The sequence below is a fragment of the Nocardia cyriacigeorgica genome, from assembly GCF_010858045.1.
Taxonomy (GTDB): domain Bacteria; phylum Actinomycetota; class Actinomycetes; order Mycobacteriales; family Mycobacteriaceae; genus Nocardia; species Nocardia cyriacigeorgica_E.
This window is the reverse complement of record NZ_JAAGVC010000006.1, coordinates 93,975-119,843: the sequence shown is the minus strand read 5'-3', so window position 1 is coordinate 119,843 and position 25,869 is coordinate 93,975. Positions and strand designations below refer to the sequence as shown.

Sequence of the window (25,869 nt, the reverse complement as noted above, 5' to 3'; positions counted from 1 at the left end):
CTTAGACTCGTGTTACGGCGAGCTCGGGTAGGGACACGGCGGGCTGTCGGCGAGTATTGGGAGGCAGTGCGATGAGCGAAATGCGCGTGATCGGCATCCGTGTCGAGCAGCCACAGAACCAGCCCGTGCTGTTGCTCCGGGAGGCATCCGGTGACCGGTATCTGCCGATCTGGATCGGGCAGGCCGAGGCGACCGCCATCGTGCTGGAGCAGGAGGGCGTCACCCCTATCCGCCCGCTCACCCACGACCTGATCAAGATCTTGATCACCGATCTCGGGCACACCTTGAAAGAGGTCAGGATCGTCGATCTGCAGGAGGGCACCTTCTACGCGGATCTGGTCTTCGACAACGATCTGCGCATCTCCGCACGTCCGTCGGATTCGGTGGCGATCGCCTTGCGCGTGGGCTGCCCGATCTTTGCCGAGGAAGCGGTGCTCGACGAGGCGGGTCTGGTGATGCCGGACGAGCGCGAGGACGAGGTGGAGAAGTTCAAGGAGTTCCTCGAGTCGGTCTCGCCCGACGATTTCAAGGCCACCGACAGCTGAGCGCGGAAACTATTTTTTAGACCTTAAGTACAGGTCGAGACTCTTACCGCGCGTCGCGTTTGGTCGGACGAGACCGCTCCCGAGACAATCGAGAAGAGTAATCTCGATAGTTGGGCCACGTCCGTTTCGGCAGGATCGCGCCGGGGTACCGGTGCTCGATTCGTGGGCCGTGACGGAGCCGGGTCATCGATGAGGCTGAGAACGCGTCGGCGGAACAAGGGAGTGGTCAGTGGCAGAGCATTACCAGGACGAGGTACAGCCAGGACTGTTCCCGGACGACTCGGTGCCCGACGACCTGGTGGGCTACCGCGTGCCGAGCGCATGCCAGGTGGCCGGTATCACCTACCGGCAGCTCGATTACTGGGCGCGCACGGGTCTGGTCGTGCCGTCGATCCGCGGGGCGGCCGGCTCGGGGAGTCAGCGGCTGTACTCGTTCAAGGACATCCTGGTCCTCAAGATCGTCAAGCGACTATTGGACGCGGGCATCTCGCTGCAGAACATCCGCATCGCGGTCGACCACCTGCGCAGCCGCGGCGTACAGGATCTGGCGGGCATCACCCTGTTCTCCGACGGCACCTCGGTCTACGAGTGCACCTCACCCGAGGAGGTCGTCGATTTACTGCAGGGCGGGCAGGGCGTCTTCGGTATCGCCGTCAGCGGTGCCATGCGTGAGTTGACCGGCGCGATCGCCAACTTCCCGGCCGAACGCGCCACCGCGGCCAGCGACCGACCCGAAGACGAGCTCGCCTACCGCCGAAAAGCACGGATGAACCGTAAGACGGGCTAGTTCCCGTCCGGTCACGCCCGCGCACGGTCGGGCCGCCGACTGTGCCGAAACGATGGTCCCGACGCCGGGGATGCGCCGGGACCACCGTGTTCTCGAGCACAGATCAAGATCACACAAGCGTGCGCCCTGCTATGGCCGCAGCTCTCTTCCTGACCGGAAACCGCCAGGTAGACCGCGTGGTTTCTGCCCGGCTCGGGTTTCGGGGCAGCAGCGTGCGTGCCGCAGGCGCGAGTCGCGGCCGCCGACACCCGAGCCATCCGGGGGGCCGAAAACCGGCTGTTCTGCAGCTGCGGCCTAAAATGACAGGGCGTCGCCGCCGTGCGGGAGAGTTCCGGGCCTCGAGTCCGGGCGCCGAAGGAGCAGCACCTCCCCGTCAATCTCTCAGGCAACAGGGACCGTACGGGCTTCGGCGCCTCTGGAAAGCGGTGGCTGCGGGCTGCCCGCCCATGGGGAAAGGGGCACGGCCGTCCGGTCGTCGCCACCGAATCTCTCAGGCGCCACGACAGAGGGGGAGGGCTGGAACCCGTCGACCACTGGGTCGACCCGCCCGACCTGGGAGTTAGCCGTGAGACGCACCTTCGCCGACCGCCACATCGGACCCGACAGCGCCGAACTCGACCGGATGTTGCCCGTCGTCGGCGTCGATTCGCTCGATGATCTGGCCGCCGCCGCGATTCCCGCCGGGATCCTCGATGGCTCCGCCCTGTCCGGGCTGCCGCCGGCCGCCAGTGAGCACGAAGTGCTGGCCGAGCTGGCCGCGCTCGCGCAGTCCAACACGGTGGCGACCTCGATGATCGGGCTCGGCTACTACGACACGCTGACGCCGCCGGTGCTGGTGCGCAATCTGCTGGAGAACCCGGCCTGGTACACCGCCTACACCCCCTATCAGCCCGAGATCAGCCAGGGCAGGCTCGAGGCCCTGCTCAACTTCCAGACCATGGTTTCGGACCTGACCGGCATGGAGGTCGCCAACGCGTCCATGCTGGACGAGGCCACCGCCGCCGCCGAGGCGATGACGTTGCTGCGCCGCGCCAACAAGTCGGCCTCCCCGCGCCTGCTCATCGACGCCGACCTGTTCCCGCAGACCCGCACCATCCTCTACACCCGCGCCGAGCCGCTGGGCATCGAGATCGTGGAAGCCGACCTGGCCTCCGGACAGCTGCCCGACGGTGAATTCTTCGGGGTGCTCACCCAGGTTCCCGGCGCCTCGGGCCGGATCGTGGACATGGCGCCGATCATCGAGGCCGCACACGAGCGGGGCGCACTGGTCGCCGTCGGAGCGGATCTGCTGGCACTGACCTTGATCACGCCGCCGGGCGAGCAGGGCGCCGATGCCTGCTTCGGCACCACCCAGCGTTTCGGCGTCCCGATGGGCTTCGGCGGCCCGCACGCCGGCTATCTGTCGGTGCACACCAAGCATGCCAGGCAGCTGCCCGGCCGGCTGGTGGGTGTGTCGGTCGACGCCGATGGCGCGCCCGCCTACCGGCTGGCCCTGCAGACGCGCGAGCAGCACATCCGGCGGGAGAAGGCCACCTCCAATATCTGTACCGCCCAGGTGCTGCTGGCCATCGTCGCCGCCATGTACGCCAGCTATCACGGTGCGGACGGCCTGCGCGCGATCGCGCGACGTGTGCACGGACATGCGGCCGCGATCGCCGCCGGTCTCGATGGCGCCGTGGTGCACGAGCGGTTCTTCGACACCGTGCTCGCGCATGTGCCCGGCGGTGCGGAAGCCGTTGTGGGCAAGGCGAAATCGCGTGGCATCAACCTGCGGCTGGTGGATGCCGATCATGTCGGCATCGCCTGCGACGAGGCGACCACCGAGGCCCACGTGGCTGCGGTGCTCGAATCCTTCGGTACCGCACTGCCTTCGGAGCAGCCGGGTGGCGAGCCGGTGTCGATCGAGACCCGCACCTCGGAGTTCCTGACTCATCCCGCGTTCACCAGCTACCGCACCGAAACCGCGATGCTGCGCTATCTGCGCCGGCTCGCCGACAAGGACATCGCCTTGGACCGCAGCATGATTCCGCTCGGTTCCTGCACCATGAAGCTGAACGCGACCGCCGAGATGGAGGCGATCACCTGGCCCGGATTCGCGCGGGTGCATCCGTACGCGCCGGTCGAGGACGCGCCCGGCCTGCTGCGGCTGATCGCCGATCTGGAGGGCTGGCTGTCGTCGATCACCGGCTACGACTCGGTGAGCCTGCAACCCAACGCGGGCAGCCAGGGCGAGTACGCGGGCCTGCTGGCGATTCGCCGCTATCACCTCGATCGCGGCGACACTCACCGTGACACCTGCCTGATCCCGTCCAGCGCGCACGGCACGAACGCGGCGTCGGCGGCCATGGCGGGGCTGCGGGTCGAGGTGGTGGCCTGCCGCGACAACGGCGACGTCGACCTGGACGATCTGCGCGCCAAGATCGCCGATCACGCCGACCGGCTGGCCTGCATCATGATCACCTATCCGTCGACGCACGGCGTGTACGAGCACGAGGTCGCCGAACTGTGCGCGCTGGTGCACGAGGCGGGCGGGCAGGTCTACATCGACGGTGCGAACCTGAACGCGCTGGTGGGCCTGGCGCGGCCGGGCCGGTTCGGCGGCGACGTCAGCCATTTGAATCTGCACAAGACCTTCTGCATCCCGCACGGCGGCGGCGGTCCGGGCGTCGGACCGGTGGCGGTGCGTTCGCATCTGGCGCAGTATCTGCCCGGCGATCCGCTGGAGCCCGGTTCGCACGCGGTGTCGGCGGCGAAATACGGTTCGGCCTCGATTCTGCCCATCACCTGGGCCTACATCCGGATGATGGGCGCCGACGGCCTGCGCCGGGCGACGTTGTCGGCGATCGCGTCGGCCAACTACATCGCCCGCCGGTTGAACGACTACTTCCCGGTGCTCTACACCGGCGAGAACGGCATGGTCGCCCACGAGTGCATTCTCGATCTGCGCGAGATCACCAAGCAGACCGGCGTCACCGTCGATGATGTGGCAAAGCGGTTGGCCGACTACGGTTTCCACGCGCCGACCATGAGCTTCCCGGTGGCGGGCACCCTGATGGTCGAGCCCACCGAGAGTGAAGATCTCGCGGAGCTCGACGATTTCATCGAGGCGATGATCTCCATCCGTGGTGAGATCGATCAGGTCGGCGCCGGCGTCTGGCCGGTCACCGACAACCCGCTGCGCGGTGCGCCGCATACCGCCGCGAGCCTGGTCGGGGAGTGGGAGCACCCCTACAGTCGTGAAATCGCGGTGTATCCGCGCGGTCTCGGCCACGCCCGCGCCAAGGTATGGCCGCCGGTACGCCGTATCGATGGCGCCTTCGGCGACCGCAATCTGGTGTGCTCCTGCCCGCCGCTGGACGCCTACACCGACTGACGAATGCGCGACCGCCGCCACGGGTCATGCCGTGGCGACGCGGGAATCCGGTTGTGGTGCAACCACATTGTCGAGATCAGGGTTGCGACGCAGAGCCGGGAAGCGCCCCCGACCGGAGAACGTACGGCCCGGTGGTCTCAGAGCGCGCCGGCGCGGGCGGCAGCGATGGCGGCACGCGCGGCGGCTTCGGTATCGGCGGCGGCGACCGGTTCGTGTGAGACGAAGAGCCGGTAGTAGATCGGGGCGACAGCGAACCGGATCACCGCGTGCGCATCGACGTTTGCAGGCAGTTCGCCGCGGCCGACAGCCCGCTCGATCACCCGCGCGGACTGTTGATGACGTGCGGTGAAGAAGGCGTTGAGCGCTGTTGCCGCCGAAGGGTTCTGCATGGCGGCGGTAATGAACGCGGTGGAGATCGGGCCCGCCTGCGGGTCGGCGAAGCCGGTGCGTACCAGTTCGACGATGGCGCACAGATCGCCCTCGATGCTGCCGGTGTCCGGGATCGGCCACGGTTCGGTGGCGGCGAGGTCGAGCGCATCGGCGATGAGCCCTTCCGGGTTGGTCCAACGCCGGTAGACGGTGGTTTTGTGCACGCCGGACCGTTTGGCGACGTTCTCCATGGTCAGGCCTGGATAGCCGTGCTCGGCCAGTTCGGCGATGGTCGCCGCGCGCACGGCATCGCGGACACGTGCACTGCGCCCGCCCGGCCGCTTCTTGACCTCCAAAGACAACTCCTATTGCGTTAGTGTCTCCATTCCACTAGCTTAAGGCTACACAAGTTGCGATTGGAATCGGCATGGCGGCTACGGACAGGCGTGACGAGGACGATCGAGAAGGGAACCCGCAAGTTTGACCGACACTTTCCAGACGATCGTCGTACCCGGCGCGCCCTACGGGGTCACGATCGCCTCCGACGGCACGATCTGGTTCTCCATGGCGACAACCGGTGCCATCGGCCGCTACCGCGACGGCGTGGTCGACACCTTCGGCCTCGATCCCGCCGACGGGCAGCCGACCATCATCATCGAAGGCCCGGACGCGGCGATGTGGTTCACCGAATTCCGCGGCGATCGGATCGGGCGGATCACCGCCGACGGCGAACGGACCAGCATCGACGCCGACGCGCCGTACGGTCTGTGCGTCGGCCCGGACACGGCGCTGTGGTTCACCGAACTGCAATCCGGACATATCGCCAGACTCGGCGCCGACGGCGAGATCGCCCGCTTTCCGGTGCAGGGCATGCCGTCGATGATCGTCGCGGGGCCTGATGGGGCACTGTGGTTCACCCTCAATCAGGCCAACGCGATCGGCCGCTGCACCACCGCGGGCGAGATCACCGTCTACCCGCTGCCCACCGAGGCGGCGAACCCGGTCGGCATCACGGTAGGCCCCGACCACGCGCTGTGGTTCGTGGAAATCGGCGCGGGTCAGATCGGCCGCATCAGCACCGACGGCGCCATCGAGGAGTTCGCCCTGGCCGATCGCGCCGCGCGTCCACACGCCATCACCACCGGCCCCGATCAGGCGCTGTGGTTCACCGAATGGGGCTCGGGCCGGCTGGGCCGGATCACCACGGACGGCAAGATCAGCAGCGTGGACCTGCCTGGCGCCGAACCGCATGGGCTGGTCTCCGGACCGGACGGAATCATCACGGTGGCAATGGAATCGGGCGGTTTGGCGCGGCTGCCGATCGGCCTTTCGAAATGACGAGCGAACCCGGACGTTGGCAAGGTCCGGGCATGCCGCCGCTGCGAACCGACCTGCGCGGCAGTGACGGCCGTATGTTCGCAGCGGGCGGTGTTCTGGTGTAGATCGGGATCGGTCGGGCCGAGGCGGGCACCGGAGGGTGAACCGCTACGTCGTCGTGAGAGCCTGCACCATCGCCGTGCCGAAGCTGATGTCATTGGACGTCGGGACGCGGGTGTAAGTTCCGCCGGTGCGCTCGGTGACCGTACGCAGGGTGTCGGTGCCCTCGCCGCCGATGACGATCACATCCACCCGCACCGGGGTGGCCGGATCGCCTGCGGCTGTGAGATCGGCGAGTAGCTGCGCGCCGGTGAGTGCCGAATCGTCTTCCGGGCCATCGGTGATCAGCAGCACCGAATTGGTGCGGCCGGTGGTGTATCCGGAGACGGCGGCACGGTACGCGGCCAGCAGCGCGGGATAGCACTGATCGGCCCGAAGATCGGAGGGCCGGATGGCGTTCAGCGATCGGGTGACCTCGGTGCGGTGTTCGGCGGCCAGCGGTGCGGTCGCCGCCTGCACTCGATAAGGCGTGTTCCCGTCCAGGTTCTTGCCGAAAGTCCAGACACCGAGGCCGAAGTCGGGCGGCATGACGTTCATGGTGGAGCGCAATGCGCCGAGGGTATTGGTGAGCCGAGTGGAGGATCCATCGGTGCCCGCCATCGACGCGGACACGTCGAGCAGCACGGTCGCCGAGACGCCGAGCACCGGATCGGCGAGTGTGGCACCGATCTTGTCCAGCGCGGCACGTGTGGGTACCGCAGCGGTGGCGGCGGGCGCGGGGCCGAACCCCGCGGCGGCGAACACGGCCGCCTGCTGCGGAGCGCGCAGATAGTCGGCGAAGACGCCCGCGGCCATGTTCTGGGTGGTGTCGACCCAATGACCGGTCATCAACGCCGCCGGATAGTCGGCGACCGGCGCAGCGCCGGCGGGAACGAAGGCGGTGAGCCCGCCGTGCGCGTTGATTTGCTGCTCGGTAGCGGCGACCGCGTGCAGGGCGGCGGCCGCCGGTGGAGCGGAGGTGAGCGCGCCGAGCGCGGTGCGGGTGTCGGCAACCTCCGGTGCGCTGGTGGCCAGAGCGGACACGGCCGCGACCACCTGACCCGACCGTGCGGCCTCCTCGGTGAGCGGCTCCGCCCCCGACACCCCGGAGGCGACGGCCGTCGCGGCGGCCAGCGTGGCATCACCAGGCGGCATCGCCATTGCGAGCCCACCCCACGGCAATTGCAGCTCGTCGAGTGAACTGCGTTGCAGGCGAGGCAGATCCGCCCAGGTGATGCCCGCACGCTGCAAGGCCGCGCCGAGTTCACCGGGGACCGCCAAGGCGATCGGACTGACGGCTACAGACGCGGGCGTGCCCTGGATGAGCCCGGGCACCCGTACGGATTCGATCTGGCGCATCGACTCGGGGATCCACAGCGCGGGCTGCGGGCCGAGCGCGGGATCCCACGGGGCGTTTGCGGTGAACGTCGCGACAACCGCCGAGGCCGGCCTGCCCTGCACCGCCACCGTTACGCAGTGATCGCCGACGATCGGCTCGGTGGCGTTGTACCGATCGGCGATCGCGCGTACCGGCGCCTCGAGCGACGGGTCCACGGTCACATTGAGGACGGTATCGCCCTCCACGCATTCCGCGGCCGCCGCACTGCTGTCGCTGCTCGAGCGGTCGCGTAACTGGAACCAGCCGAACACCGCGCCGACGAGTAACAGCACAGCCACCACGGCGATAACCGGACCTTTGCTGATGCCCCGTGACCTGGAATGGCTGCGATGTGTACCCACGGGGCACGAGTGTATGCGTGTGTGGGCCGCCACACCCGGGCTGTGGCCCGCCGCCGGTGGACGACGACGGGCCACAGCTCCGGATCATTCGCGGATCACCCGCCCGCGATCGAATTCGTGCCCACCCCACACACCGGACTGTCCGGTGCGCTCGGCGAAATCGCCGCAGGCCAGGCGGATCGGGCAGCCCCCGCAGACCTCGCGGGCGTAGGCGAAATCCTGCGACGGATACGGGAACCACGCCTCATGGTTGGGGTCACCACGGCAGGCGGCGCGGTGCCACTCCCGGCTGTCCGACAGCGGGAGCAGGTCGGTCAAGGTGGTGACGGTCATGGCGATCCTCTCCTTTCTGCGGATCTCGTCAGGTGGTGGCGGCGAGCTGCTTCCAGATGTGGCGCTGCCGCTTGGCCAGCGGATCGGGTGCCTTCGGCTCCCACAGCAGCCGCATTCCCGCCTCCTCCGGGGTGCGGTCGGCCTTGCTGGTGTTGCACGGTGCGCAGCAGGCGATGAGGTTGGCCCAGGTGTTGGGCCCACCCCGGCTGCGCGGACGGATGTGGTCGACGGTGCGCGCCCACCCCGCGCAGTACCCGCAGCGGTGCTTGTCGCGGCGCAGGACACCGGCCAGGGTGGCCCGGCTCTCGTCGCGCATCTGGGTCACATGGTCGAGGTAGACGTAGCGCAACAGCCGAATCGTCTCGGGCAGAACGATTTCCACATGCTTGGAGCGAATCGGGAAACGCGGCTCCCGCTCGGCGATCGACTCGGCGGCACCGCTGAGCAACAGCACCACCGCGCGGTCGGCGGTGATCTCGTCGATCGCCTCGTAGCTGGCGTTGAGCACCAGCACCGGGGTGTGTATCCAGTTGTCGGCAGACGGGGCCACCACGGTGGTGGCATGGCGTATCGGCATGGGAATCACCATGTTTCGGCAGAGCGAGAAGGAAGGTCGAACAGCGAAGAGGGGAGCAGGGGCTCGGGGTCAGCGGCCGTCCTGGAGGCGGCCGGACTCGAGTTCCGAGCTCGCGATGCCGGGCATGAGCCGCGGCTGGGCGAGTACGACCGGAGCGCACAGTCGCACGGGTTTCTGCGTCGAGTACAAAGCCACCTCCTCTCCTGAGTTCTCGTCGATCACCGCCGGATGCGGTCGATCGGCGTGGAGATCATGGTGGCACACCGGATGTGGTGTTGTCGGGCCATTTTTCGGCCGGCCGGTCACGCGCGGCGGCCGTACCTCACGCCTGTTGCAGCAGTGCCGCGCCAAAGGAGACGTTGAACCGGTCGCACCAGATGGACACGCTGGTCAGCTGGGTCAGATCGACCTCGGCCGGGATGGGGTAGTTCTGATTGCCCTTGTTGCCGCGCAACTTGCCCAGGTCGCGGTAGGCGCCGTCGTCGAAGACGCCCCACCCGTCTCGACCGGACAGCACCGGCGCGTCCGACAGCCACACGTGCAGGTCGGGGCCGTCGGAGGTGTCCAGATTCTCCAGCCGCAGTACCCGGCTGCCATCGGGCAGGCCGAGCACGACCACGGTCCCTGAGGTGTCGTGCTCATGGGAGATGAGTGCGCCGCGGGCGAGCACCCGGGGCTCGGCGGGCGGCGCACCAGGGGTGACCGGCACGCTGACGGTCGGAGCCGCTTCGTCGACCGTGGTGTCGGTGAACAACCGCCAGGGCTGGAAATACGCGAGCCCGATGCCGATGCCGGTGACCACGATCAGCGTCAGCATCCAGGTCAGTGGCGAACGGGCGAGTCGTTTCACGGCCATCTCCTCGGTGTCTGTCCGCTCCGCTGCGAGGACGGGCTCTGCCACCATTCAACTCCACCGGGGCGGGGGGACCCGCCCGAATCGGGTGTCATCCCATCGGGCCGTGCCCGAGCAGCACGCGCCCGGTGAACCGGGTCTGCTTGGCGCGGGGCAGCGGATGGAACAGGCAGCCGTGGATGTCGCGGTAGTACATCTCCAGCTCGCAGGTGCGCGAGTAGCCGACCCCGCCGACGGTCTCGATGGCCAGGCGCACCGTGTCGATCAAGGCGGTCGCGGCCACCGTCTTACGGCTGAGGATCCGGGCCGCGTACTGATCGGTGGCGGCGAATCCCAGGTTCTGCGATGCGGTGAACATCGCCTCGATGAGGTCCTCGGCGGTGGTGTGGGCGTTCATCATCTCCCCGGCCACTTGCAGCGTGTGCGGGTCGGCCCGGCCGGACACCTGCGCGACCGTCAGCTCGACGGCGGCGTCGGCGATGCCGAGATAGGCCGACATGACCAGCGGCATCGCGGCGCCGATCACGGTGTCGAGGATCGGCGGCCAGGTGTCGGCGGGCCGGATCATCGCCACGGCGGCGTCCGGGACGAACACCTCGTCGAAGACGAGGGTGTGCGAGCCGCTGGCCCGTAGCCCGAGGGTGTCCCAGGTGTGCTCGATCCGCACACCGGGCGCGTTCATCGGGATCGCGCAGTGCAGCACCTGCGGCCCGTCGGGCGCGCTGTCCCAGCGGATACTGGTCACCGCGATCGTGCCGACCTCGCAGCCGCTGGCGGGCGCCTTCCGTGCGCTGACCAGGTAACCACCGTCGACGCGCTCGGCGCCGCCATTGGAACCCACCCAGTCCGAGGCCCCGGTGCTCACCAGGATCGCACCCGACACCACCTTGCCGAACACCGCGCTCGCGTCCATCCCGTGCTTGTGCCGCCACACCTGCGCGGCCACCAGATGCGAATGCATCGCGAACGCGACGGCGGTCGAGGGATCGTGGCGGCCGAGCTCGCGCAGGATCGCGCCCATCTCGCGGTGGCCTGCGCCGCCGCCACCGAATTCGCCCGGGACCAGCGCCGCGGTGAGACCGGCGGCGCGTAGTCGATCGAACGCTTCGGTGGCCAGCAGGCCGCTGCGGTCGCGTTCGGCGACGCCGGGGCGCAGTGTTTCGCCGATCTCGCGGGCTCGGGCGATCCAGTCGGTGGTTTCGAGGAGGTCTGTGGTGACAGTCATGGACGAAGCTACGAGCGTGCGTCGCACCTGGTTCGATCGCCCGGTGTTCGGGCAGGTCGCGCGCCCGGGGCGAAACCCCTGCCGACCAGGCGCGATGGCGCCGGCGGGTCAGAGATTGCCGACGATGTGTTCCAGCCGCTGGGCGATGTGCTCGCGGGCCTGCTCACGCAGCGCCGGCCGGTACCCCGATGGATACACCGGGTCGCCGGGCGCGTAGTTCTTCAGCACCTCTTTGGCGAGGGTGATCTTGTGCACCTCGGTCGGACCGTCGGCCAGGCCCATCACCTCGGCGTAGTTCATCATGTCGACGAACGGCAGATCCTGGCTGACGCCGATCGCGCCGTGCAGATGCAGCGCGCGCTGGGCGATATCGTGCATCACCCTCGGCATCGCCACCTTGATCGCGGCGATGTCCTTGCGCACCTTCAGATAGTCCTGCTCCTTATCGATGCGCCAAGCGGTGCGCAGCACCAGCAGCCGAAACTGCTCCATCTCGATCCAGCTGTCGGCGATCCGTTCCTGGGTCATCTGCAAGCTGCCCAGCGGGCGGCCCTGGCGCATCGGACGCGAGACCGCGCGTTCGCACATCATGTCGAAGGCCTTGCGCACCAAGGCGACTGTGCGCATCGCGTGATGCACCCGCCCGCCGCCGAGCCTGGTCTGTGCCACGATGAAACCCTGTCCCTCGGCACCGAGCAGATGATCGGCGGGTACGCGGACATCGGTGAACCGCAGGTGACCCTCGTGCTCGCTGAACCCGTGCACGTGGAAGTTCTTGACGATCTCGAGGCCGGGTGTGTCCGCGGGCACGATGAACATCGACATGCCCTGGTACGGGCTGACATCCGGGTTCGTCACCACCATGACGATGTGGAACGCGGCGAATTGGGCGTTGGAGTTGAACCACTTCTCGCCGTTGATCACCCAGTGGTCGCCGTCGCGTACCGCGCGGGTCTTGAACAACGTGGGATCAGAACCGCCGGTGGGTTCGGTCATCACGTAACAGGAGCCGATCTCGCCCGCCAGCAGCGGTTCGAGGTACTGCCTCTTCTGCTCCTCGGTGCCGTAGTGGGCGAGGATCTCCGCGTTGCCGGAATCGGGGGCCTGGCATCCGAACACCGACGGCGCCCAGACCGAGGTGCCGAGCACCTCGTTGAGCAGTGCCAGCTTCATCTGGCCGAACCCTGGACCGCCCAGCTCAGGGCCGAGATGGCAGGCCCACAGGCCCTCCTGCTTCACCTTCTCCTTCAACGGGCGCATCAACGCCATCGCCTCGGTGTCGGTGCGGTCATAAGGGTTCGGGTAGATCAGGTCCAGTGGCTCAACCTCGGTGCGGACGAACTCCGCGGCCCAGTCCAGTTTCGCCTGGTACTCCGGATCGGTCTCGAAATCCCAAGCCATGGTCGGCCTTTCGTCGGCATCTGCGCTGCCGCGGCGGATCGCCGTGGATCGCGGGTGTTCCGTAGAGCACACTATCCACCGCCGCATACCGCGGCAAGGGTCGCCGGGAGCACCGGCTCCTCGTCGGCGAGTGGTAAAACGCCCGGTAGGGTCGGGTGGCGGCGGAACATACCGGCCGGTGCCGGTGTTGACCCCGACGCACGGTCGTAGCACTACCGACGGGTAACATGGCTGCGACTTTTCCTACTCGTTTCTCGACAAGTGAGGCTTAGATGACAGAGCGGATTCAGGTCGGCGGGCTACAGGTGGCACGCGTTCTCCACGAGTTCGTAGAGAACGAGGCGCTTCCGGGTACCGGCGTGGATTCCGCCGCGTTCTGGGCCGGTGCGGAACAGGTGATCAACGATCTCGCCCCGCGTAACCGTGCCCTGCTGGCCGAGCGCGACGAGATCCAGGGCAAGCTCGACGCCTGGCACGGCGAGAACCCCGGCGCGAACTACGACAAGGCCGCCTACAAGAACTTCCTCACCGAGATCGGCTACCTGCGTCCCGAGCCGGCCGATTTCCAGATCGCCACCCAGAACGTCGACGACGAGATCGCCACCACCGCCGGCCCGCAGCTGGTGGTGCCGGTGATGAACGCGCGCTTCGCGATCAACGCCGCCAACGCCCGCTGGGGTTCGCTCTACGACGCCCTCTACGGCACCGACGCCATCTCCGAGGAGAACGGCGCGGAGAAGGGCAAGGGCTACAACAAGGTCCGCGGCGACAAGGTCATCGAGTGGGCGCGCAACTTCCTCGACGATTCGGTCACCCTGATCACCGGCTCGCACATCGGCTCCACCTCGTACAAGATCGTCGACGGTGAGCTCGAGGTCGGCCTGGAAGACGGCACCGAGATCGGCCTGGCCGACGCCTCCCAGCTGGTCGGCTACAAGGGCGACCCGGAGTCCCCGAGCTCGATCCTGCTGAAGCACAACGGCCTGCACATCGAGATCCAGATCGACCCCGAATCGCCGATCGGCAGCACCGACAGCGCCGGCATCAAGGACGTCGTGCTGGAGTCCGCGGTCACCACGATCATGGACTTCGAGGACTCGGTGGCCGCAGTGGACGCCGAGGACAAGGTGCTCTGCTACCACAACTGGCTGGGCCTGATGAAGGGCACGCTGGCCGAAGAGGTCAGCAAGGGCGGCAAGACCTTCACCCGCACCATGAACCCCGACCGCGTCTACACCGCGCTCGACGGCTCCGAGCTGGTGCTGCACGGCCGGTCGCTGCTGTTCGTGCGCAACGTCGGCCACCTGATGACCTCCGACGCCATCCTCGATGCCGAGGGCAACGAGGTGCCCGAAGGCATCATGGACGGCCTGATCACCTCGCTGATCGCCAAGCATTCGCTCAACGGCGACACCGAGCTGAAGAACAGCCGCACCGGCTCGGTCTACATCGTGAAGCCGAAAATGCACGGCCCCGACGAGGTCGCCTTCACCAACGAGCTGTTCGGCCGCATCGAGGACGTCATCGGCGTGCCGCGCAACACCCTCAAGGTCGGCATCATGGACGAGGAGCGCCGCACCACGGTCAACCTCAAGGCCTGTATCGCCGCCGCCAAGGACCGCGTGGTCTTCATCAACACCGGCTTCCTCGACCGCACCGGCGACGAGATCCACACCTCCATGGAGGCCGGGCCGATGGTCCGCAAGGCCGATATGAAGGCCCAGCAGTGGATCGCCTCCTACGAGGACTGGAACGTCGACACCGGCCTGGCCACCGGCCTGCCGGGCAAGGCGCAGATCGGCAAGGGCATGTGGGCCATGCCGGACCTGATGGCCGACATGCTGGTGCAGAAGATCGGCCACCCCAAGGCCGGCGCCAACACCGCCTGGGTGCCCTCGCCCACCGCCGCCACCCTGCACGCCACCCACTACCACCTGGTTGATGTGTTCAAGCGGCAGGCCGAGCTGGCCAAGGGCGGCGCCCGCGCCACCGTCGACCAGATCCTGGAGATCCCGCTGGCCGCCGACATCAACTGGTCGGACGAGGAGAAGCAGCAGGAGCTCGACAACAACTCCCAGTCCATCCTCGGCTACGTGGTGCGCTGGATCGACCAGGGCGTCGGCTGCTCCAAGGTGCCCGACATCAAGGATGTCGCGCTCATGGAGGACCGCGCCACCCTGCGCATCTCCAGCCAGCTGATGGCCAACTGGCTGCGTCACGGCATCGTCTCCGCCGACGACGTGGTGGCCAGCCTGGAGCGGATGGCCCCGGTCGTCGACCGGCAGAACGCCGGCGACCCGAACTACCGTCCGATGGCCCCCGACTTCGCCGGCAGCGTGGCCTTCCAGGCCGCCAAGGAGCTCATCCTGGAGGGCACCAAGCAGCCCAACGGCTATACCGAGCCCATCCTGCACCGCCGCCGTCGCGAGGCGAAGGCACTGGCGAACAAGTGATGCTCAGTGCGTGAAAAGTAGCTCCCAGCAGCTCTTTTCGACGAAGGCCCCGTACCGGTGACGCGCGGTGCGGGGCCTTCGTCATCACTGGAGATCAGCGCGAATACCGGCCCGTCACGGTCGAAACGGTCACAAAACCGATCGCAACCTCACTCGGTTCAACTGGTGTGCCTACCGACGTGCTCGCCTCGGCTGCACCGGGTCGAGCACGAGTCCGCCGCATGACCCGACCGCCGCCGTCCTGGAAGCGCTCGGCCTCGCCGGCACCGAGGACCTCGCCGACATCGGATGCGGTGACGCCCGGTTCCTCGCGCGCCTGAACGATGCTGGCCATACGGGCCGCCTGGTCGGCGTGGACACCTCGCCCGCGATGGCGGCCGCCGCCAACGCCATCAGCGGAGTTACCGCCGTCACCGCCGAGGCAGAACGGTGGTTCACCGACCACCCTGGCGAAGTATGGCGTGACCCCAAGGGCTACACCCATCGCGACAGCAACCGTGCCCGCTGAATAACCAAGTCCGGACCGACGAAGGGTGCGCGGTCCCGGTGACAGCCGCACCGCTACCTGCGGAGCCGGGCCAATGCGTCTTGCGCTGCGTTGTACCCGCACATGCCGTGCGCGCCCGGGCCGGGAGCCGTCGCGGCCGAGCAGATGTACATCCCGGGGACGCCCACCCGGTACGGGTTCAACGCGATCCGGGGGCCGAAGACCAGTTGGCGGATGTCCTTGGCGCCGGTGATGATGTCGCCACCGACGTAATTGGCGTTGTAGACCGGCATTTCGGTGGTGGGGCGAATCGCGGTGCCGATGATTCGCTCGCGGAAGCCGGGCGCGAAACGTTCGATCTGGGCGATGACGGCCGCGGTCGCGTCGCCGGTGTAGCCGTGCGGGACATGGGCGTAGGCGTAGAGCGGGTGGATATCGCCGACCGAGCGTCCGGGATCGGCCAGATACTGCTGGCCGACCAGCACGAACGGGCGCTGCGGCATACGCCCGGCGTGGATTTCGCGCTCGGTGGCGGCCACCTCGGCGAAATCGCCGCCGAGATGCACGGTGCCGGCCCGACGTGCCGCCGGATTGGTCCACGGCACACCGCCGTCGATTGCGAAATCCACCTTGAATGCTCCGGGTGCCCGCCGGAAGCGACGGTAAGCGTCGGCCACCCGTGAAGGCAGCCGGTCACCGAGGATCTCGGCCACCGCACCGGGCTCGAGATCGAACAACGTCACCTCGGCGGACGGAAGTTGCGCCGCCGACGTGACCCGAACACCGGTCTCGATCTTGCCGCCGAGATCGCCCAGCAGGTCGGCGAGCGCATCGGTGATGACCTGCGAACCTCCCTGCGCCACCGGCCACCCGTGCCGGTGACCCGCCGCGATAATGCCCATGCCGATCGCCGCGGTCATCGGATAGTGCAGGGGCCGGAAGGTATGCGCGGCGACACCACCGAACAGCGCCCGCCCCGGCGGTGTGCGGAACCACCGCGCCACCGTCGAGGCGGGCAGCACGGTCGGCGCGCCGAACCGGGCCAGGGTCAGCGGATGCCGGGGCAGGTGCAGCAGCGGCACCATGATGTCCTCGGCGAGGGCATCGAATCGGGCCGCGGGGCGGGCGAACGCCGCCCGCCACCGGGCGCCGTCACCGCCGAGACCGGCAGCGGTGTCGTCGATGGAGCGGTGCAGCACCCCCGCCCGGCCGTCGTCGAGCGGGTGCACGCAGTCGATTTCGGGCCAGCGCCAGCGCAGACCGTAACGCTCGAGACCCAATCCGGTCAGTAACGGTGAACCGACGGCCATCGGATGGATGGCGGCGCAGTGATCGTGCAGCAGGCCCGGCACGATGGCCTCGCTCGAACGGACGCCACCACCGACTTCCTCGTCGGCCTCGAGGACGGTCACCTGCACGCCTTCGCCGGCGAGGGTGACGGCTGCGGCGAGTCCATTCGGTCCGGCACCGACCACTACTGCGGTACTCATGCGGTTCCTTTCCTGGATGTAGGTTCGACGAAACGCTGCCGTGGGCCCGGACTAGGCCACTACTCCGTAGTCGCCCTGCTGCGAGAGTCGCGGCTCGCTCGCACCGGCCCGAGTCCAGCTGACCTGCAACGGGATCGGGCCGTTGGGCAGCCAGGGTTGTTCGGCGACGGCGTCGGCGACCCGCCAGGAGCCACGCTCGATCACCCCGAGTGCCGCATCGATCAGCTGGTAGCGCTGGATGCCGCTGCCGAACGCCTCTGACTCGACCCAGGCGACCACGCACTCACCCGGCTCGAACCGCGCTTCGTCCTGTACGGCTCGAATCATGTCCTTGCCGTGCAGATGGCCGTCACCGAAATTGAACCCGATGATGGAGTTACAGAGGAATTCGCCTTCGCGCACGGTCCGGGTGTCGATATCGGGCAGCCGCGACAGCAGCAGCGAGAACAATCCGCGCGCCTGGCTGTGCATGCTGCGCCAAGCGATGGTCTTCTGCAGCGTGATCTCTGCCCACTCGGGCTCGTATCCGAATTCGATGAACTGGTCGATCTGGTTCTTCGCCGACCGGGTCACGCGGTCCAGCTTCGCTTCGGCTCCAGGTGTGAACGCCCAGATCGCCGAGGCCCAGTTTCCTGCGTACTGCCGCATCGACGGCAGGAACGACACCTTGTCCGGACGCAGGTTACCCAGGATCGGGAAGAAGAGCAGCGCCGCCACGACACCCGCGAGCAGCAAAGGCGAGGACATATCCCAGGCAGCATAGCCCGCGCCATTAGGGAAGCCCAGGAACAAGAACACGGTCGCGTAGGCGAACAGCACGTTCCATTCCAGTGGCACCGCAAGTGGGAACGTCGAGACGATGAACAGGTGGAAGATCACCATCATCGCCACCGCCGCCATCGTCAGATACAGGTTGGTGGAAAACAGCAGGACCAGCGGAGTGATGATCTCGACAGTGGTGCCACCGACATGCGCCATGACATCGGCCAGCCGCGACGGACGCATATCGTTCGGGAAACTCCGGTAGTGCGCCCGCTTGATGGCCTTGAACGGCGTCGACGGGCTGTTGCTCACCATGGGCGGAACCACATTCGAGAAATGCTTGCCGAACTTCGAGAAGCCTGCACCCAGCCACACCACCACGATCAGCAGCTTCAGCGCGATGATCATGTCGGTGAACGGCAGCACCGCGAAAAAGACCAGCGCCGGCAGATACTGCTCGCCGCGAGCGGCGAGGAAGATCGTCTTGTCACGCAGGCCGTTGAGGATCAGCAAGGCGATCGGCGCGGCCACCAGCAGCGGATTCACCAGGCCGGACGTATTGTCCGGCAGGGCGGCCGACAGCGAGGTGCTGATAACCCCTGGCCGGACAATGGCCACGAACAGGCTGACCAGCAACGCCAGGTAGAGCACCACATCGAACCAGGTGCGGCGATCGCCTCTGGTGCCGGGCACCCAGGCCCACGGCCGCAGGCGGATGGTGCCCGGCCGGGCCCAGAACAGGATGCCGCCGGTCATCGGCTTCACCTTGCCGGCGAGCGGCCCCCAGGAGCCGGCCACGCCGATGGCCTCGAGCAGCACCGTCCAGAGGATGAGCTTCTGGTACACGATCGGCTGGTTCCACCATTCGGCGACATGCCAGAAGGCAGGCAGCCCCGAGGTCGCCGTCGCGATGGTGACGCCACCGATCGCGTACAACACGATGAGCTTGGCGATGTAGACGCAGTGCACCATCTTCGGTGAACCGAAACCGTTTTCGGCCCAATCGAGACCTAGGATGCGCATCCGCTCCATGAGCGGTTTCCGCAAGAATTCGTCTGGATCGACCGCCGGTAGATCCGGTTTCGTGAAACCCATGATGTGGCTCCTTCTAGATGGACGGGTGGGGTGCGTCGCCGCTAGCGGTCGGCGTCGAGAACCAACTGCCGCAGTTTCGGCTTGTCGAGCTTTCCCACGGCATTGGCGGGAAGTTCATCGAGAATCGTGATCTCCACGGGCACTTTGTATTTCGATAGCGAGGCGCTGAGGTGGGTTCGGATGCGCTGCTCGTCGATGTGCGCGCCGGCGTTCAGCGCCACGTACAGCACGGGCTCCTCGCCGTAGACGGGATGGGCGCGTCCGATGACCGCCGCGGTCGCGATCTCGGGCAGCTGGTAGGCCACGGCCTCGATTTCCTTGGGGTAGATGTTCTCCCCACCGCGAATGATCATGTCCTTGGCACGATCGACCAGCACCAGGTAGCCGTCCTCGTCGAAGCGGCCGATATCGCCGGTGCGCAGCCAGCCGTCGACCAGCGTTCGGGCGGTCTCCGCTGGACGACCGAGGTAGCCGCGCATGATGTTCGGGCCGCTGATGAGCACCTCGCCGGCTTCTCCCGGGCCGACATCCGCGCCATCGGCGTCGACGATGCGCACCCGCTGACCGGGCAACGGCAAACCAACGGTTCCCGGTTTGCGCCGTTCCAATGGATTGACCGTGCTGGCGCACGTGCCCTCCGACAGGCCGTAGCCCTCCACGATGGGAATGCCGTACCTGGATTCGAATCTCTCCAGCAATTCCACACTCGCCGGCGCGGCGCCGCAGATCGCGAAACGGACCGCGGAGGTATCCGGGCGCACGTCCGCGGGCAGGTCGGCGAGCATCGCGTAGATCGTCGGTACCGCGGAGAAATAGGTGGCGCCGCTGCGCACGAGCCGGTCGAAGAAGGTCTGGGCGCTGAACCGGCCCGCGATGGTGGTGGACGCGCCTACCAGCAGGGGTGACAGAGTGCTGACCACGATGCCGTTGACGTGGAACAGCGGAAGCACGAGCAGGCTGCGATCGGCCGCGGTCAGCGCGAACTGGCCGATCATCATCGCGCACATCGCGTTCAGGTTGGCGTGGTCGAGCATCACGCCCTTCGGCCTCCCGGTCGTCCCGCTGGTGTAGATGAGCAGCGCGAGCGCGTCGGCGGGCACATCGACCGGGTCGGCGGTGACGTCGCCGCTGAGCTCGCGCACCGGCAGCACCACAGGGACATCGACGTCGAACCCGAGCGGGCCCGCGGCAACCAGCACCGCCGCACCCGCATCGGCCACCTGATAACCCACCTCGTCCGGGACGAGCGCGGGGTTCAGCGGTGTCACCGCCGCGCCGAGCCGCCAGGCCGCGAACAGCGCGACGACCAGATCCACCGTGTTGGGCAGCATCACCGCGACGACGTCACCGGCACCCACCCCGTGGGCGCGCAGGGCGCCGGCGGCCCGGCGCACGGCCTCGAGGAACCCGGTGTTGTCGAGTTCGACGTCGTCGTCGGCGAGAGCGGGTGCGCTGGGATGCTGCGCGGCGCGGCGATCGGGCAGCGTGGACAGGTTCATCGTCACTCCTGGCTGTACTGGCGTGGCTTGTGCCATAAAGCTAGGAATCTGAGAGCTGGATCACACCGTCGTGCGGCGATGAAGCTCGCGGGCCGGTTTGTCTCCCGGAGACAAGGACGCGGGAATGCGCACTCTGGACGGCGATGCGCGTTCTACTGTGTGGCCATGTCCAGCGCAGACGATGATGCGGCGGTCGGCGTGCAGGCGGCCGTCGTGGTCGAACGCCTCACCGACCGGCTCGGCGAGGTGAGCCGCACGATCGCACAGCATCTGCTCGCCGAGATCGCCGATCTCCAGGGCGATCAGCAGTTACACGAATTGCTGCGCGACAGCGTCGAGGGCAATGTCGACACCATCTTCTCCGCGATCCAGCACGCCATCCCGATCGAGAACGTGGAGCCACCGACTGCCGCACTGGAGTACGCCCGCCGGCTCGCCCAGCACGGCATCGCGCCGAACGCGCTGGTCCGTGCCTACCGTCTCGGCCAGCAGAAACTCCTCGGCATCGTCTCCGAAGAGGTCAGAAACCTCGACCTCGACCCGCAGGTTCGGTTGGACATCTTCGAGCAGATCACGACGATCACGTTCGGGTATATCGATTGGATCTCCCAGCAGGTGGTCGAGACCTACCAGAACGAACGCGATCACTGGCTGGAGAACCGCAACAGCACCCGCGCGGTCCGGGTGCGGGAAGTGCTCGACGGTCATGCCGTCGACGTCGACGCGGTGACCGACGCGATCCGATATCCGCTGCGGCGTACGCATCTGGCACTGGTGCTGTGGTTGCCGACCGGTGGTGACGAGCTCGGTCGCTTGGAGCGGTTCGTCCGTGAGCTCGCCGAGTCCATGGGAGCACTCGGCGCCGGATTGTTCGTGGCCGCGGACCGTTTGACCGGATGGGGGTGGATACCGCTCGCCGCGGCCACCGCGCACAACTGCGCCGAGCAGGTCCGCCGCTTCGCCGAGACGCGCGAGGACGCACCGTGGGTCGCGCTCGGCACACCGCAGCCGGGCGTCGAAGGCTTCCGGAGCTCGCATCGCCAGGCCCTCCAGGCCCGCACGGTCGCGCTGGCGGGCGGATCGGCCGCCGCCCGGGTCACCGCTGCGGGAGATCCGGGGCTGACCGCCGCGGCCCTGCTCGGACGTGATCTCGCCGCGGCCCGCGAGTGGGTCCAGCAGGTGCTCGGCCCGCTGGCCGTCGACAGCGACAACGACGCACGGCTACGGGAGACGCTGCGGGTATTCCTGCTCACCGGCTCCAGCCACAAGGCCGCCGCGGAGGCCCTCAACCTGCATGCCAATTCGGTGAAATACCGCGTCAACCGAGCGATCGAACGTCGTGGTGGACCCATCTCCGGCGATCGGCTCGATGTCGAGATGGCGCTGCTCGTCTGCCACTGGTTCGGCGAGTCGGTGCTGCGACCGGAGGTGCGGTGAATCTGTTGCCGCAGACGGCTGACTCCACGATGTAGGTCGACTCGCGGGACGTCTTCGCGCCCGCGGTGCACCGATCCCGGATGCCGAATCTCGATCAGTTCTTGCCGCGCATCAGTGGCCGCATTTGCGCGTTCTCCTTGCGCTCCGCCGCTGTGTTTGCCATATACTATTAAATATATTGTCGCTGTGATGGGTACCTTGGCGTCCCGTCGACCTGTCGTCCATGCGAGTCATGGAGGAAAGAGAGAGACCATGTTGCGTTTCGACGGGAAGGTCGCCCTCGTCACGGGCGGCGGCCGGGGGCTCGGCCGCTCGCACGCGCTCCTGCTGGCTGCACGGGGAGCATCGGTGGTAGTCAACGACTTCGGATCGTCTGCTTCCGGGGAAGGGTCCGACACCTCTCCTGCCGATGCCGTGGTCGCCGAGATCGTCGCGGCGGGCGGAAAGGCTGTCGCGAACTACGACAACGTATCGACCGGCGCGGAGGCGATCGTGCGGACCGCGATCGAGGAGTTCGGCCGTCTCGACATCGTTGTCAACAATGCCGGCATCAATCATTTGACGCCTTTCGGTCCCGAAGCGATCGAGGGGATCCGCCGGCATATGGAGGTCAACTTCTTCGGCACCGCGGCGGTGACTGCGGCCGCGTGGCCCCATCTCATCGCGTCAGGCGCGGGGCGAGTGGTCAACACCGCGTCGCCGACGCTGGTCGGTTTCGAAGAGCAGAGTGCCTATGTTGCCTCGAAGGGCGCCATCTTCTCGTTCACCCGCACCCTCGCCATGGAAGCGCTGAAGGTCGGGATTCGGGTGAACGCGATCGCCCCCACCGCGTACACGCGTATGGCGGCGGAGGCGGAGATCCCCGACGATCTCAAAAAGAAGCTCGAGGACTCGATGACCACCGCGATGGTCTCCCCGACAGTGGCCTACCTCGCGCACGAGGACTGCTCCATCACTGGCGAGACACTGCTCAGCCAGGGTGGTTTGATGCAGCGTTTCGCGCTCTCGATGAACAGCGGCTATACGAACGCCGAGGTCACTCCCGAGGACATCCAAGCCAACCTCGACGCGATCCTCGATGACACGAGCAGCAAACCCGTCGGAATCATCGGCTCGGACAATGAGGGTTCACTGCTCGACTTGTTCGACTGATTTGTGCGGTTCCGCGCGCAGGCCCGGCTTGCCGCCGTTCACCGAGTACGGCGGCCCGGGTGTGACCTCGACGCGCCCGTAATCGTCGCTCGCTCAGTCGGTTTCGGCGCAGGGCCCGGGAATCGTCATTGATTTCTCGGGCCCCTCAGTTCTTTCTCCCGGATGATCTCGCACATGGTGCGCAGCGAGCCCGGGGGGCCGGAGCTATCGGGTCCACCGAGCTACACGTTCCTGCTCGACTCTCGCCATAGGTAACGGATTCGCTCGCCGGGAGTGAGTCCACCCCAGATGCCATGAGGTTCGTTGGCCGCTATGGCGTGGTCGCGGCAGATCGTGCGGACCGGGCAGGTGTCGCAGATACGCTTTGCCCGGTGGATGCTGGCGGTTTCGTGTTCTGCGGCGTAGAAGATGTTCACGTCGTGTGCTCGACAGGCCGCCATCAGCTGCCACTCCCACGCCTCGGCGCGGGGCGCCGGCAGCGCGAGCCCCTTCTTACGTGGCACTTGCCGCCCCCGAAGCGAACGCGGCCTGCCACGCGGTCCAAGGAAATCGCTGTGGGTAATGGTCGGTGAGTTCACGGCGACTCCTGCTGGTAGAGGTGTCCCGCGCCACGCTCGGCGAACGCGCGCAGGTCCACCGCCCGTCGCGGATCGGCGAGCCCGGTGACGGTAGCCGCACCGAGCACGCCCGCTCGGTCGAAAACCACGGCGGTACCAACCGATATGCCGTCCAGCTCGACTCGATCGGTCGCGGCCAGGCCCAGTTCGGTCCCTTGCGGTAATCGAGCCAATGTCAGTGCGACATCGGGATTGATGAATTCGAGTCCCGAACTACCCAGGTTGGCGACCACATTCATGACATCGGCCACCGTCGCGGCCAGTTGGAATGGAGACAGGTATTCACCGCGAACCACGGGTACGGGAAAGTGCCAGGTCTGTTTGCGCCGGCCGTTGTGGTGTGGGGCCGCTGACACCGTCCAGCCGACCTCCTCGCTGTAGAACAGCCGCTCCGGGTCGCCGCTCGACACACGATCGCGCTCGGGTGGCTGCGGGCATGCACCGCCGCTCCACACCGAGCCGGTCGGCGTCTCGCTGGGGCGGAGGAACAAGGCCGTCGCCCGGGCTACCGCCTCGCCCGCTTGTGTCAGCGTCACATCGACCAGGCACAACCTGCTGCTCGTCTGCACGATGGAGGTCGAGGTGGCGCATGGTCGCATCCGTGCGGCCCGGAACAGGTCGACGTTCCAACGCGCAGGCCGAAGATCATGGCGGCCGAGGGCGTGGATGGCCTGTTCGGCCGCGCGCGCCATGGCGCCACAGACCGCCATTCCGCGCATATGGTCCGGCCCCCAGCCGCTGGCGGCGACCGGTGTCGGCAGCAGTGGTTCTGCCGCGTGCCCCGATTCCGGTGCCAGGTCGAAGAATGCGCGAGACACCGTCGATACTCCCTCGGTCGAGCCGTGATGTAGCTATGCCCCGATGCATGCGTAGCAGATTGAATACATCATATATTAAATACTCCATTCGGCGGGTAACCGGAGGCGCTATCGGGCTCTGGAGTTCACGGCGGCAAGGAGAGTGCCGTCGCCGCGGCGGTGGATCGCCGGCCCTGCACTCACCCGGGCTCGGGCGTGACGGCGGGTCCTGGCCCGGCGGCGGTGCGGGAGAAGCCGATCGCCAGTGCCAGCAGAATCACGACCAGCGCGATCACGACGAGGTAGGCGGGCAGCCAGTACGCGACGCAGGCGGCCGACGCCAGCGCGGCGGCGCCGACGAGACGCGCCGGCCAGCCGGAACCGGTGGTCCGGTGGAAATACACCGCCTGCGCGATCAAGTAGATTGCCGGACCGGCCAGGATCAGCACGCCCGCGGTGCCTGACTCGGGGTCGTGTGCGTGTGCGAGCACGAGCTCGCTACCGGCAGCGAACACCACCAAGCCGGCGACCACCGCGTAGATGGCATTGATCCCGAGGTGTGCGGCACCGATCGGATCTTCGGTCGATGACAGATGGTCCTCGACGAGCTTTTCGGCCCGACGGAAATAGATCACCCACAGGCAGACCAGTGCGACGAAGCAGCCGAGGGCCAGAACGAGGGTGAGGAGGTCGGAATGATGTGCCGAGATCACTCTTCCGAGCGTCAGAACCGTCTCGCCGAGCAAGATGATCAGGAAAAGCCGCATCCGCTCCAGAATGTGGTCGGCGTCGAAGGGGAGTCGCCGGGTGTGGATGGCGCCGCTCGGCACTGGATGCGCGGTCCAGGTGCCCACCAGGTCGATGCACGCAGCCGCCGCCCAGCACCAGAGCCGCAGGTCGCCCTCGAGCGCGGCGCCTGCCAGCCACAGGGGCGACGAGACCGCGAACCAGATCAGCACATGCACGAAATGGCGGCGCAGCTCAGGCGAAGGCGCGGTCGCGGCCGCATAGATTCCGGGCCCCACGAGTGCGAGCAGCATAGGTACGACGAACAACCACGGGCTGTCGCCGAACGCATTGGCGATTCCCGCATTCATGAACAGGCCGAGGCCCATCACCGTGATCGTGACCAGTTGAGTGCCCGTGCGTTCGATATCGAGCATGGTGACCTCGAACGTGGTGAACGCCCAGACCCCGCATACCCCGATCAACGCGACCAGTGTCTCGGCAGCGCCGTGCCAGCTCAGGTGGGTGATCAGATGGTGGGTCAGCTGACCGACGGCCAGCACGAACACCAGATCGAAGAACAGCTCCAGCGGCGAGACCGCACGATGGAGGCCGGGCACCTGCCGGATGTGCATGGATTCCTCCTCATGGCGAGGTGATCGACCCGGGGGCGACGAGTGTGAATCTAATCGTCTGGCAGGGGAGTAGCCGAGGTTTCCGGCAGGGATGTCCTGA

General features: G+C 67.3%; 22 protein-coding genes and 1 riboswitch. Of the genes, 8 read left to right on the top strand and 14 right to left on the bottom strand.

Features of this window, described 5'->3' with window-relative positions:
• Window positions 1-71: 71 nt before the first annotated feature.
• The 3 genes from GV790_RS08330 to gcvP all read left to right on the top strand — a co-directional run bounded on the left by GV790_RS08330 (window position 72) and on the right by gcvP (window position 4,705).
• A complete protein-coding gene (locus GV790_RS08330) occupies window positions 72-545 on the top strand; it encodes a bifunctional nuclease family protein (protein WP_163812228.1) in 474 nt (157 codons plus the stop codon).
• A gap of 229 nt (window positions 546-774) precedes the next feature.
• Window positions 775-1,332 (top strand): MerR family transcriptional regulator, encoded by a 558-nt coding sequence (locus GV790_RS08325; protein ID WP_014350797.1) that lies wholly within the window; start codon window positions 775-777, stop codon window positions 1,330-1,332.
• 311 nt (window positions 1,333-1,643) lie between these two features.
• Window positions 1,644-1,740: riboswitch (glycine riboswitch) on the top strand.
• A gap of 214 nt (window positions 1,741-1,954) precedes the next feature.
• Complete coding sequence (gene gcvP, locus GV790_RS08320) at window positions 1,955-4,705, top strand: aminomethyl-transferring glycine dehydrogenase (RefSeq protein ID WP_218586388.1); 2,751 nt, start codon at window positions 1,955-1,957, stop codon at window positions 4,703-4,705.
• Between the two features lie 137 nt (window positions 4,706-4,842).
• On the opposite strand, the gene GV790_RS08315 is transcribed toward gcvP, so the two are convergent.
• Window positions 4,843-5,430: a TetR/AcrR family transcriptional regulator gene (locus GV790_RS08315; protein ID WP_163812224.1), complete on the bottom strand. Its 588-nt coding sequence runs from the start codon at window positions 5,428-5,430 to the stop codon at window positions 4,843-4,845.
• A 124-nt stretch (window positions 5,431-5,554) separates the two neighbouring features.
• Between GV790_RS08315 and GV790_RS08310 the strand changes: the two genes are divergently transcribed.
• Entirely contained in the window at window positions 5,555-6,412 is an 858-nt protein-coding gene (locus GV790_RS08310) for a Vgb family protein (protein WP_163812222.1), read from the top strand.
• 147 nt (window positions 6,413-6,559) lie between these two features.
• Here the strand turns inward: GV790_RS08310 and GV790_RS08305 are convergent, their stop codons facing one another.
• The 6 genes from GV790_RS08305 to GV790_RS08280 form a co-directional block, all read right to left on the bottom strand.
• Complete coding sequence (locus tag GV790_RS08305; protein ID WP_195019254.1) at window positions 6,560-8,230, bottom strand: VWA domain-containing protein; 1,671 nt, start codon at window positions 8,228-8,230, stop codon at window positions 6,560-6,562.
• A gap of 84 nt (window positions 8,231-8,314) precedes the next feature.
• Complete coding sequence (locus GV790_RS08300; protein WP_163812220.1) at window positions 8,315-8,563, bottom strand: WhiB family transcriptional regulator; 249 nt, start codon at window positions 8,561-8,563, stop codon at window positions 8,315-8,317.
• 28 nt (window positions 8,564-8,591) lie between these two features.
• The gene (locus tag GV790_RS08295; RefSeq protein WP_163812218.1) at window positions 8,592-9,140 is read right to left on the bottom strand and encodes an HNH endonuclease; all 549 of its coding nucleotides are present in this window, start codon (window positions 9,138-9,140) and stop codon (window positions 8,592-8,594) included.
• Window positions 9,141-9,462: 322 nt separating this feature from the next.
• The gene (locus GV790_RS08290; RefSeq protein ID WP_163812216.1) at window positions 9,463-9,996 is read right to left on the bottom strand and encodes a DM13 domain-containing protein; all 534 of its coding nucleotides are present in this window, start codon (window positions 9,994-9,996) and stop codon (window positions 9,463-9,465) included.
• 88 nt (window positions 9,997-10,084) lie between these two features.
• A complete protein-coding gene (locus GV790_RS08285; protein ID WP_163812214.1) occupies window positions 10,085-11,218 on the bottom strand; it encodes an acyl-CoA dehydrogenase family protein in 1,134 nt (377 codons plus the stop codon).
• A gap of 108 nt (window positions 11,219-11,326) precedes the next feature.
• The gene (locus GV790_RS08280; protein ID WP_163812212.1) at window positions 11,327-12,619 is read right to left on the bottom strand and encodes an acyl-CoA dehydrogenase family protein; all 1,293 of its coding nucleotides are present in this window, start codon (window positions 12,617-12,619) and stop codon (window positions 11,327-11,329) included.
• Window positions 12,620-12,891: 272 nt separating this feature from the next.
• Between GV790_RS08280 and GV790_RS08275 the strand changes: the two genes are divergently transcribed.
• A complete protein-coding gene (locus GV790_RS08275; protein WP_163812210.1) occupies window positions 12,892-15,072 on the top strand; it encodes a malate synthase G in 2,181 nt (726 codons plus the stop codon).
• A 94-nt stretch (window positions 15,073-15,166) separates the two neighbouring features.
• Here GV790_RS08275 and GV790_RS31865 read toward each other — a convergent pair whose 3' ends face one another.
• Entirely contained in the window at window positions 15,167-15,406 is a 240-nt protein-coding gene (locus tag GV790_RS31865) for a hypothetical protein (RefSeq protein ID WP_178127695.1), read from the bottom strand.
• Between GV790_RS31865 and GV790_RS31860 the strand changes: the two genes are divergently transcribed.
• Window positions 15,314-15,580, top strand: a complete 267-nt coding sequence (locus GV790_RS31860; RefSeq protein WP_178127713.1) for a methyltransferase — start codon at window positions 15,314-15,316, stop codon at window positions 15,578-15,580. The two genes, GV790_RS31865 and GV790_RS31860, sit on opposite strands and share 93 nt — an antisense overlap.
• Before the next feature lie 53 nt (window positions 15,581-15,633).
• Here GV790_RS31860 and GV790_RS08265 read toward each other — a convergent pair whose 3' ends face one another.
• The 3 genes from GV790_RS08265 to GV790_RS08255 are packed head-to-tail and all read right to left on the bottom strand — an operon-like array spanning window position 15,634 to window position 20,405.
• Entirely contained in the window at window positions 15,634-17,049 is a 1,416-nt protein-coding gene (locus GV790_RS08265) for a phytoene desaturase family protein (protein ID WP_163812208.1), read from the bottom strand.
• Window positions 17,050-17,100: 51 nt separating this feature from the next.
• The gene (locus GV790_RS08260) at window positions 17,101-18,906 is read right to left on the bottom strand and encodes a DUF3556 domain-containing protein (RefSeq protein ID WP_163812205.1); all 1,806 of its coding nucleotides are present in this window, start codon (window positions 18,904-18,906) and stop codon (window positions 17,101-17,103) included.
• Window positions 18,907-18,947: 41 nt separating this feature from the next.
• Window positions 18,948-20,405 (bottom strand): class I adenylate-forming enzyme family protein, encoded by a 1,458-nt coding sequence (locus GV790_RS08255; RefSeq protein ID WP_163812203.1) that lies wholly within the window; start codon window positions 20,403-20,405, stop codon window positions 18,948-18,950.
• Window positions 20,406-20,570: 165 nt separating this feature from the next.
• Here GV790_RS08255 and GV790_RS08250 point away from each other — a divergent pair, with 165 nt between their 5' ends.
• A complete protein-coding gene (locus tag GV790_RS08250) occupies window positions 20,571-21,842 on the top strand; it encodes a PucR family transcriptional regulator (RefSeq protein ID WP_163812201.1) in 1,272 nt (423 codons plus the stop codon).
• A gap of 252 nt (window positions 21,843-22,094) precedes the next feature.
• Window positions 22,095-22,994, top strand: a complete 900-nt coding sequence (locus GV790_RS08245) for an SDR family NAD(P)-dependent oxidoreductase (RefSeq protein WP_163812199.1) — start codon at window positions 22,095-22,097, stop codon at window positions 22,992-22,994.
• Window positions 22,995-23,215: 221 nt separating this feature from the next.
• On the opposite strand, the gene GV790_RS30720 is transcribed toward GV790_RS08245, so the two are convergent.
• The 3 genes from GV790_RS30720 to GV790_RS08230 form a co-directional block, all read right to left on the bottom strand.
• A complete protein-coding gene (locus GV790_RS30720; RefSeq protein ID WP_218586387.1) occupies window positions 23,216-23,434 on the bottom strand; it encodes a WhiB family transcriptional regulator in 219 nt (72 codons plus the stop codon).
• 134 nt (window positions 23,435-23,568) lie between these two features.
• Entirely contained in the window at window positions 23,569-24,429 is an 861-nt protein-coding gene (locus GV790_RS08235; protein WP_218586383.1) for an acyl-CoA thioesterase domain-containing protein, read from the bottom strand.
• A gap of 179 nt (window positions 24,430-24,608) precedes the next feature.
• A complete protein-coding gene (locus GV790_RS08230; protein WP_163812194.1) occupies window positions 24,609-25,769 on the bottom strand; it encodes a low temperature requirement protein A in 1,161 nt (386 codons plus the stop codon).
• Between the last annotated feature and the right edge of the window lie 100 nt (window positions 25,770-25,869).

Coding starts and splice junctions, on each gene's coding strand:
- GV790_RS08330 (WP_163812228.1), top strand. CDS start 72: ATGAGCGAAATGCGCGTGATCGGCATCCGTGTCGAGCAGCCACAGAAC.
- gcvP (WP_218586388.1), top strand. CDS start 1,955: ATGTTGCCCGTCGTCGGCGTCGATTCGCTCGATGATCTGGCCGCCGCC.
- GV790_RS08300 (WP_163812220.1), bottom strand. CDS start 8,563: ATGACCGTCACCACCTTGACCGACCTGCTCCCGCTGTCGGACAGCCGG.
- GV790_RS08295 (WP_163812218.1), bottom strand. CDS start 9,140: ATGCCGATACGCCATGCCACCACCGTGGTGGCCCCGTCTGCCGACAAC.
- GV790_RS08290 (WP_163812216.1), bottom strand. CDS start 9,996: ATGGCCGTGAAACGACTCGCCCGTTCGCCACTGACCTGGATGCTGACG.
- GV790_RS08285 (WP_163812214.1), bottom strand. CDS start 11,218: ATGACTGTCACCACAGACCTCCTCGAAACCACCGACTGGATCGCCCGA.
- GV790_RS08280 (WP_163812212.1), bottom strand. CDS start 12,619: ATGGCTTGGGATTTCGAGACCGATCCGGAGTACCAGGCGAAACTGGAC.
- GV790_RS08275 (WP_163812210.1), top strand. CDS start 12,892: ATGACAGAGCGGATTCAGGTCGGCGGGCTACAGGTGGCACGCGTTCTC.
- GV790_RS31865 (WP_178127695.1), bottom strand. CDS start 15,406: ATGGCCAGCATCGTTCAGGCGCGCGAGGAACCGGGCGTCACCGCATCC.
- GV790_RS08265 (WP_163812208.1), bottom strand. CDS start 17,049: ATGAGTACCGCAGTAGTGGTCGGTGCCGGACCGAATGGACTCGCCGCA.
- GV790_RS08260 (WP_163812205.1), bottom strand. CDS start 18,906: ATGGGTTTCACGAAACCGGATCTACCGGCGGTCGATCCAGACGAATTC.
- GV790_RS08255 (WP_163812203.1), bottom strand. CDS start 20,405: ATGAACCTGTCCACGCTGCCCGATCGCCGCGCCGCGCAGCATCCCAGC.
- GV790_RS08250 (WP_163812201.1), top strand. CDS start 20,571: ATGTCCAGCGCAGACGATGATGCGGCGGTCGGCGTGCAGGCGGCCGTC.
- GV790_RS08245 (WP_163812199.1), top strand. CDS start 22,095: ATGTTGCGTTTCGACGGGAAGGTCGCCCTCGTCACGGGCGGCGGCCGG.
- GV790_RS30720 (WP_218586387.1), bottom strand. CDS start 23,434: ATGGCGGCCTGTCGAGCACACGACGTGAACATCTTCTACGCCGCAGAA.
- GV790_RS08230 (WP_163812194.1), bottom strand. CDS start 25,769: ATGCACATCCGGCAGGTGCCCGGCCTCCATCGTGCGGTCTCGCCGCTG.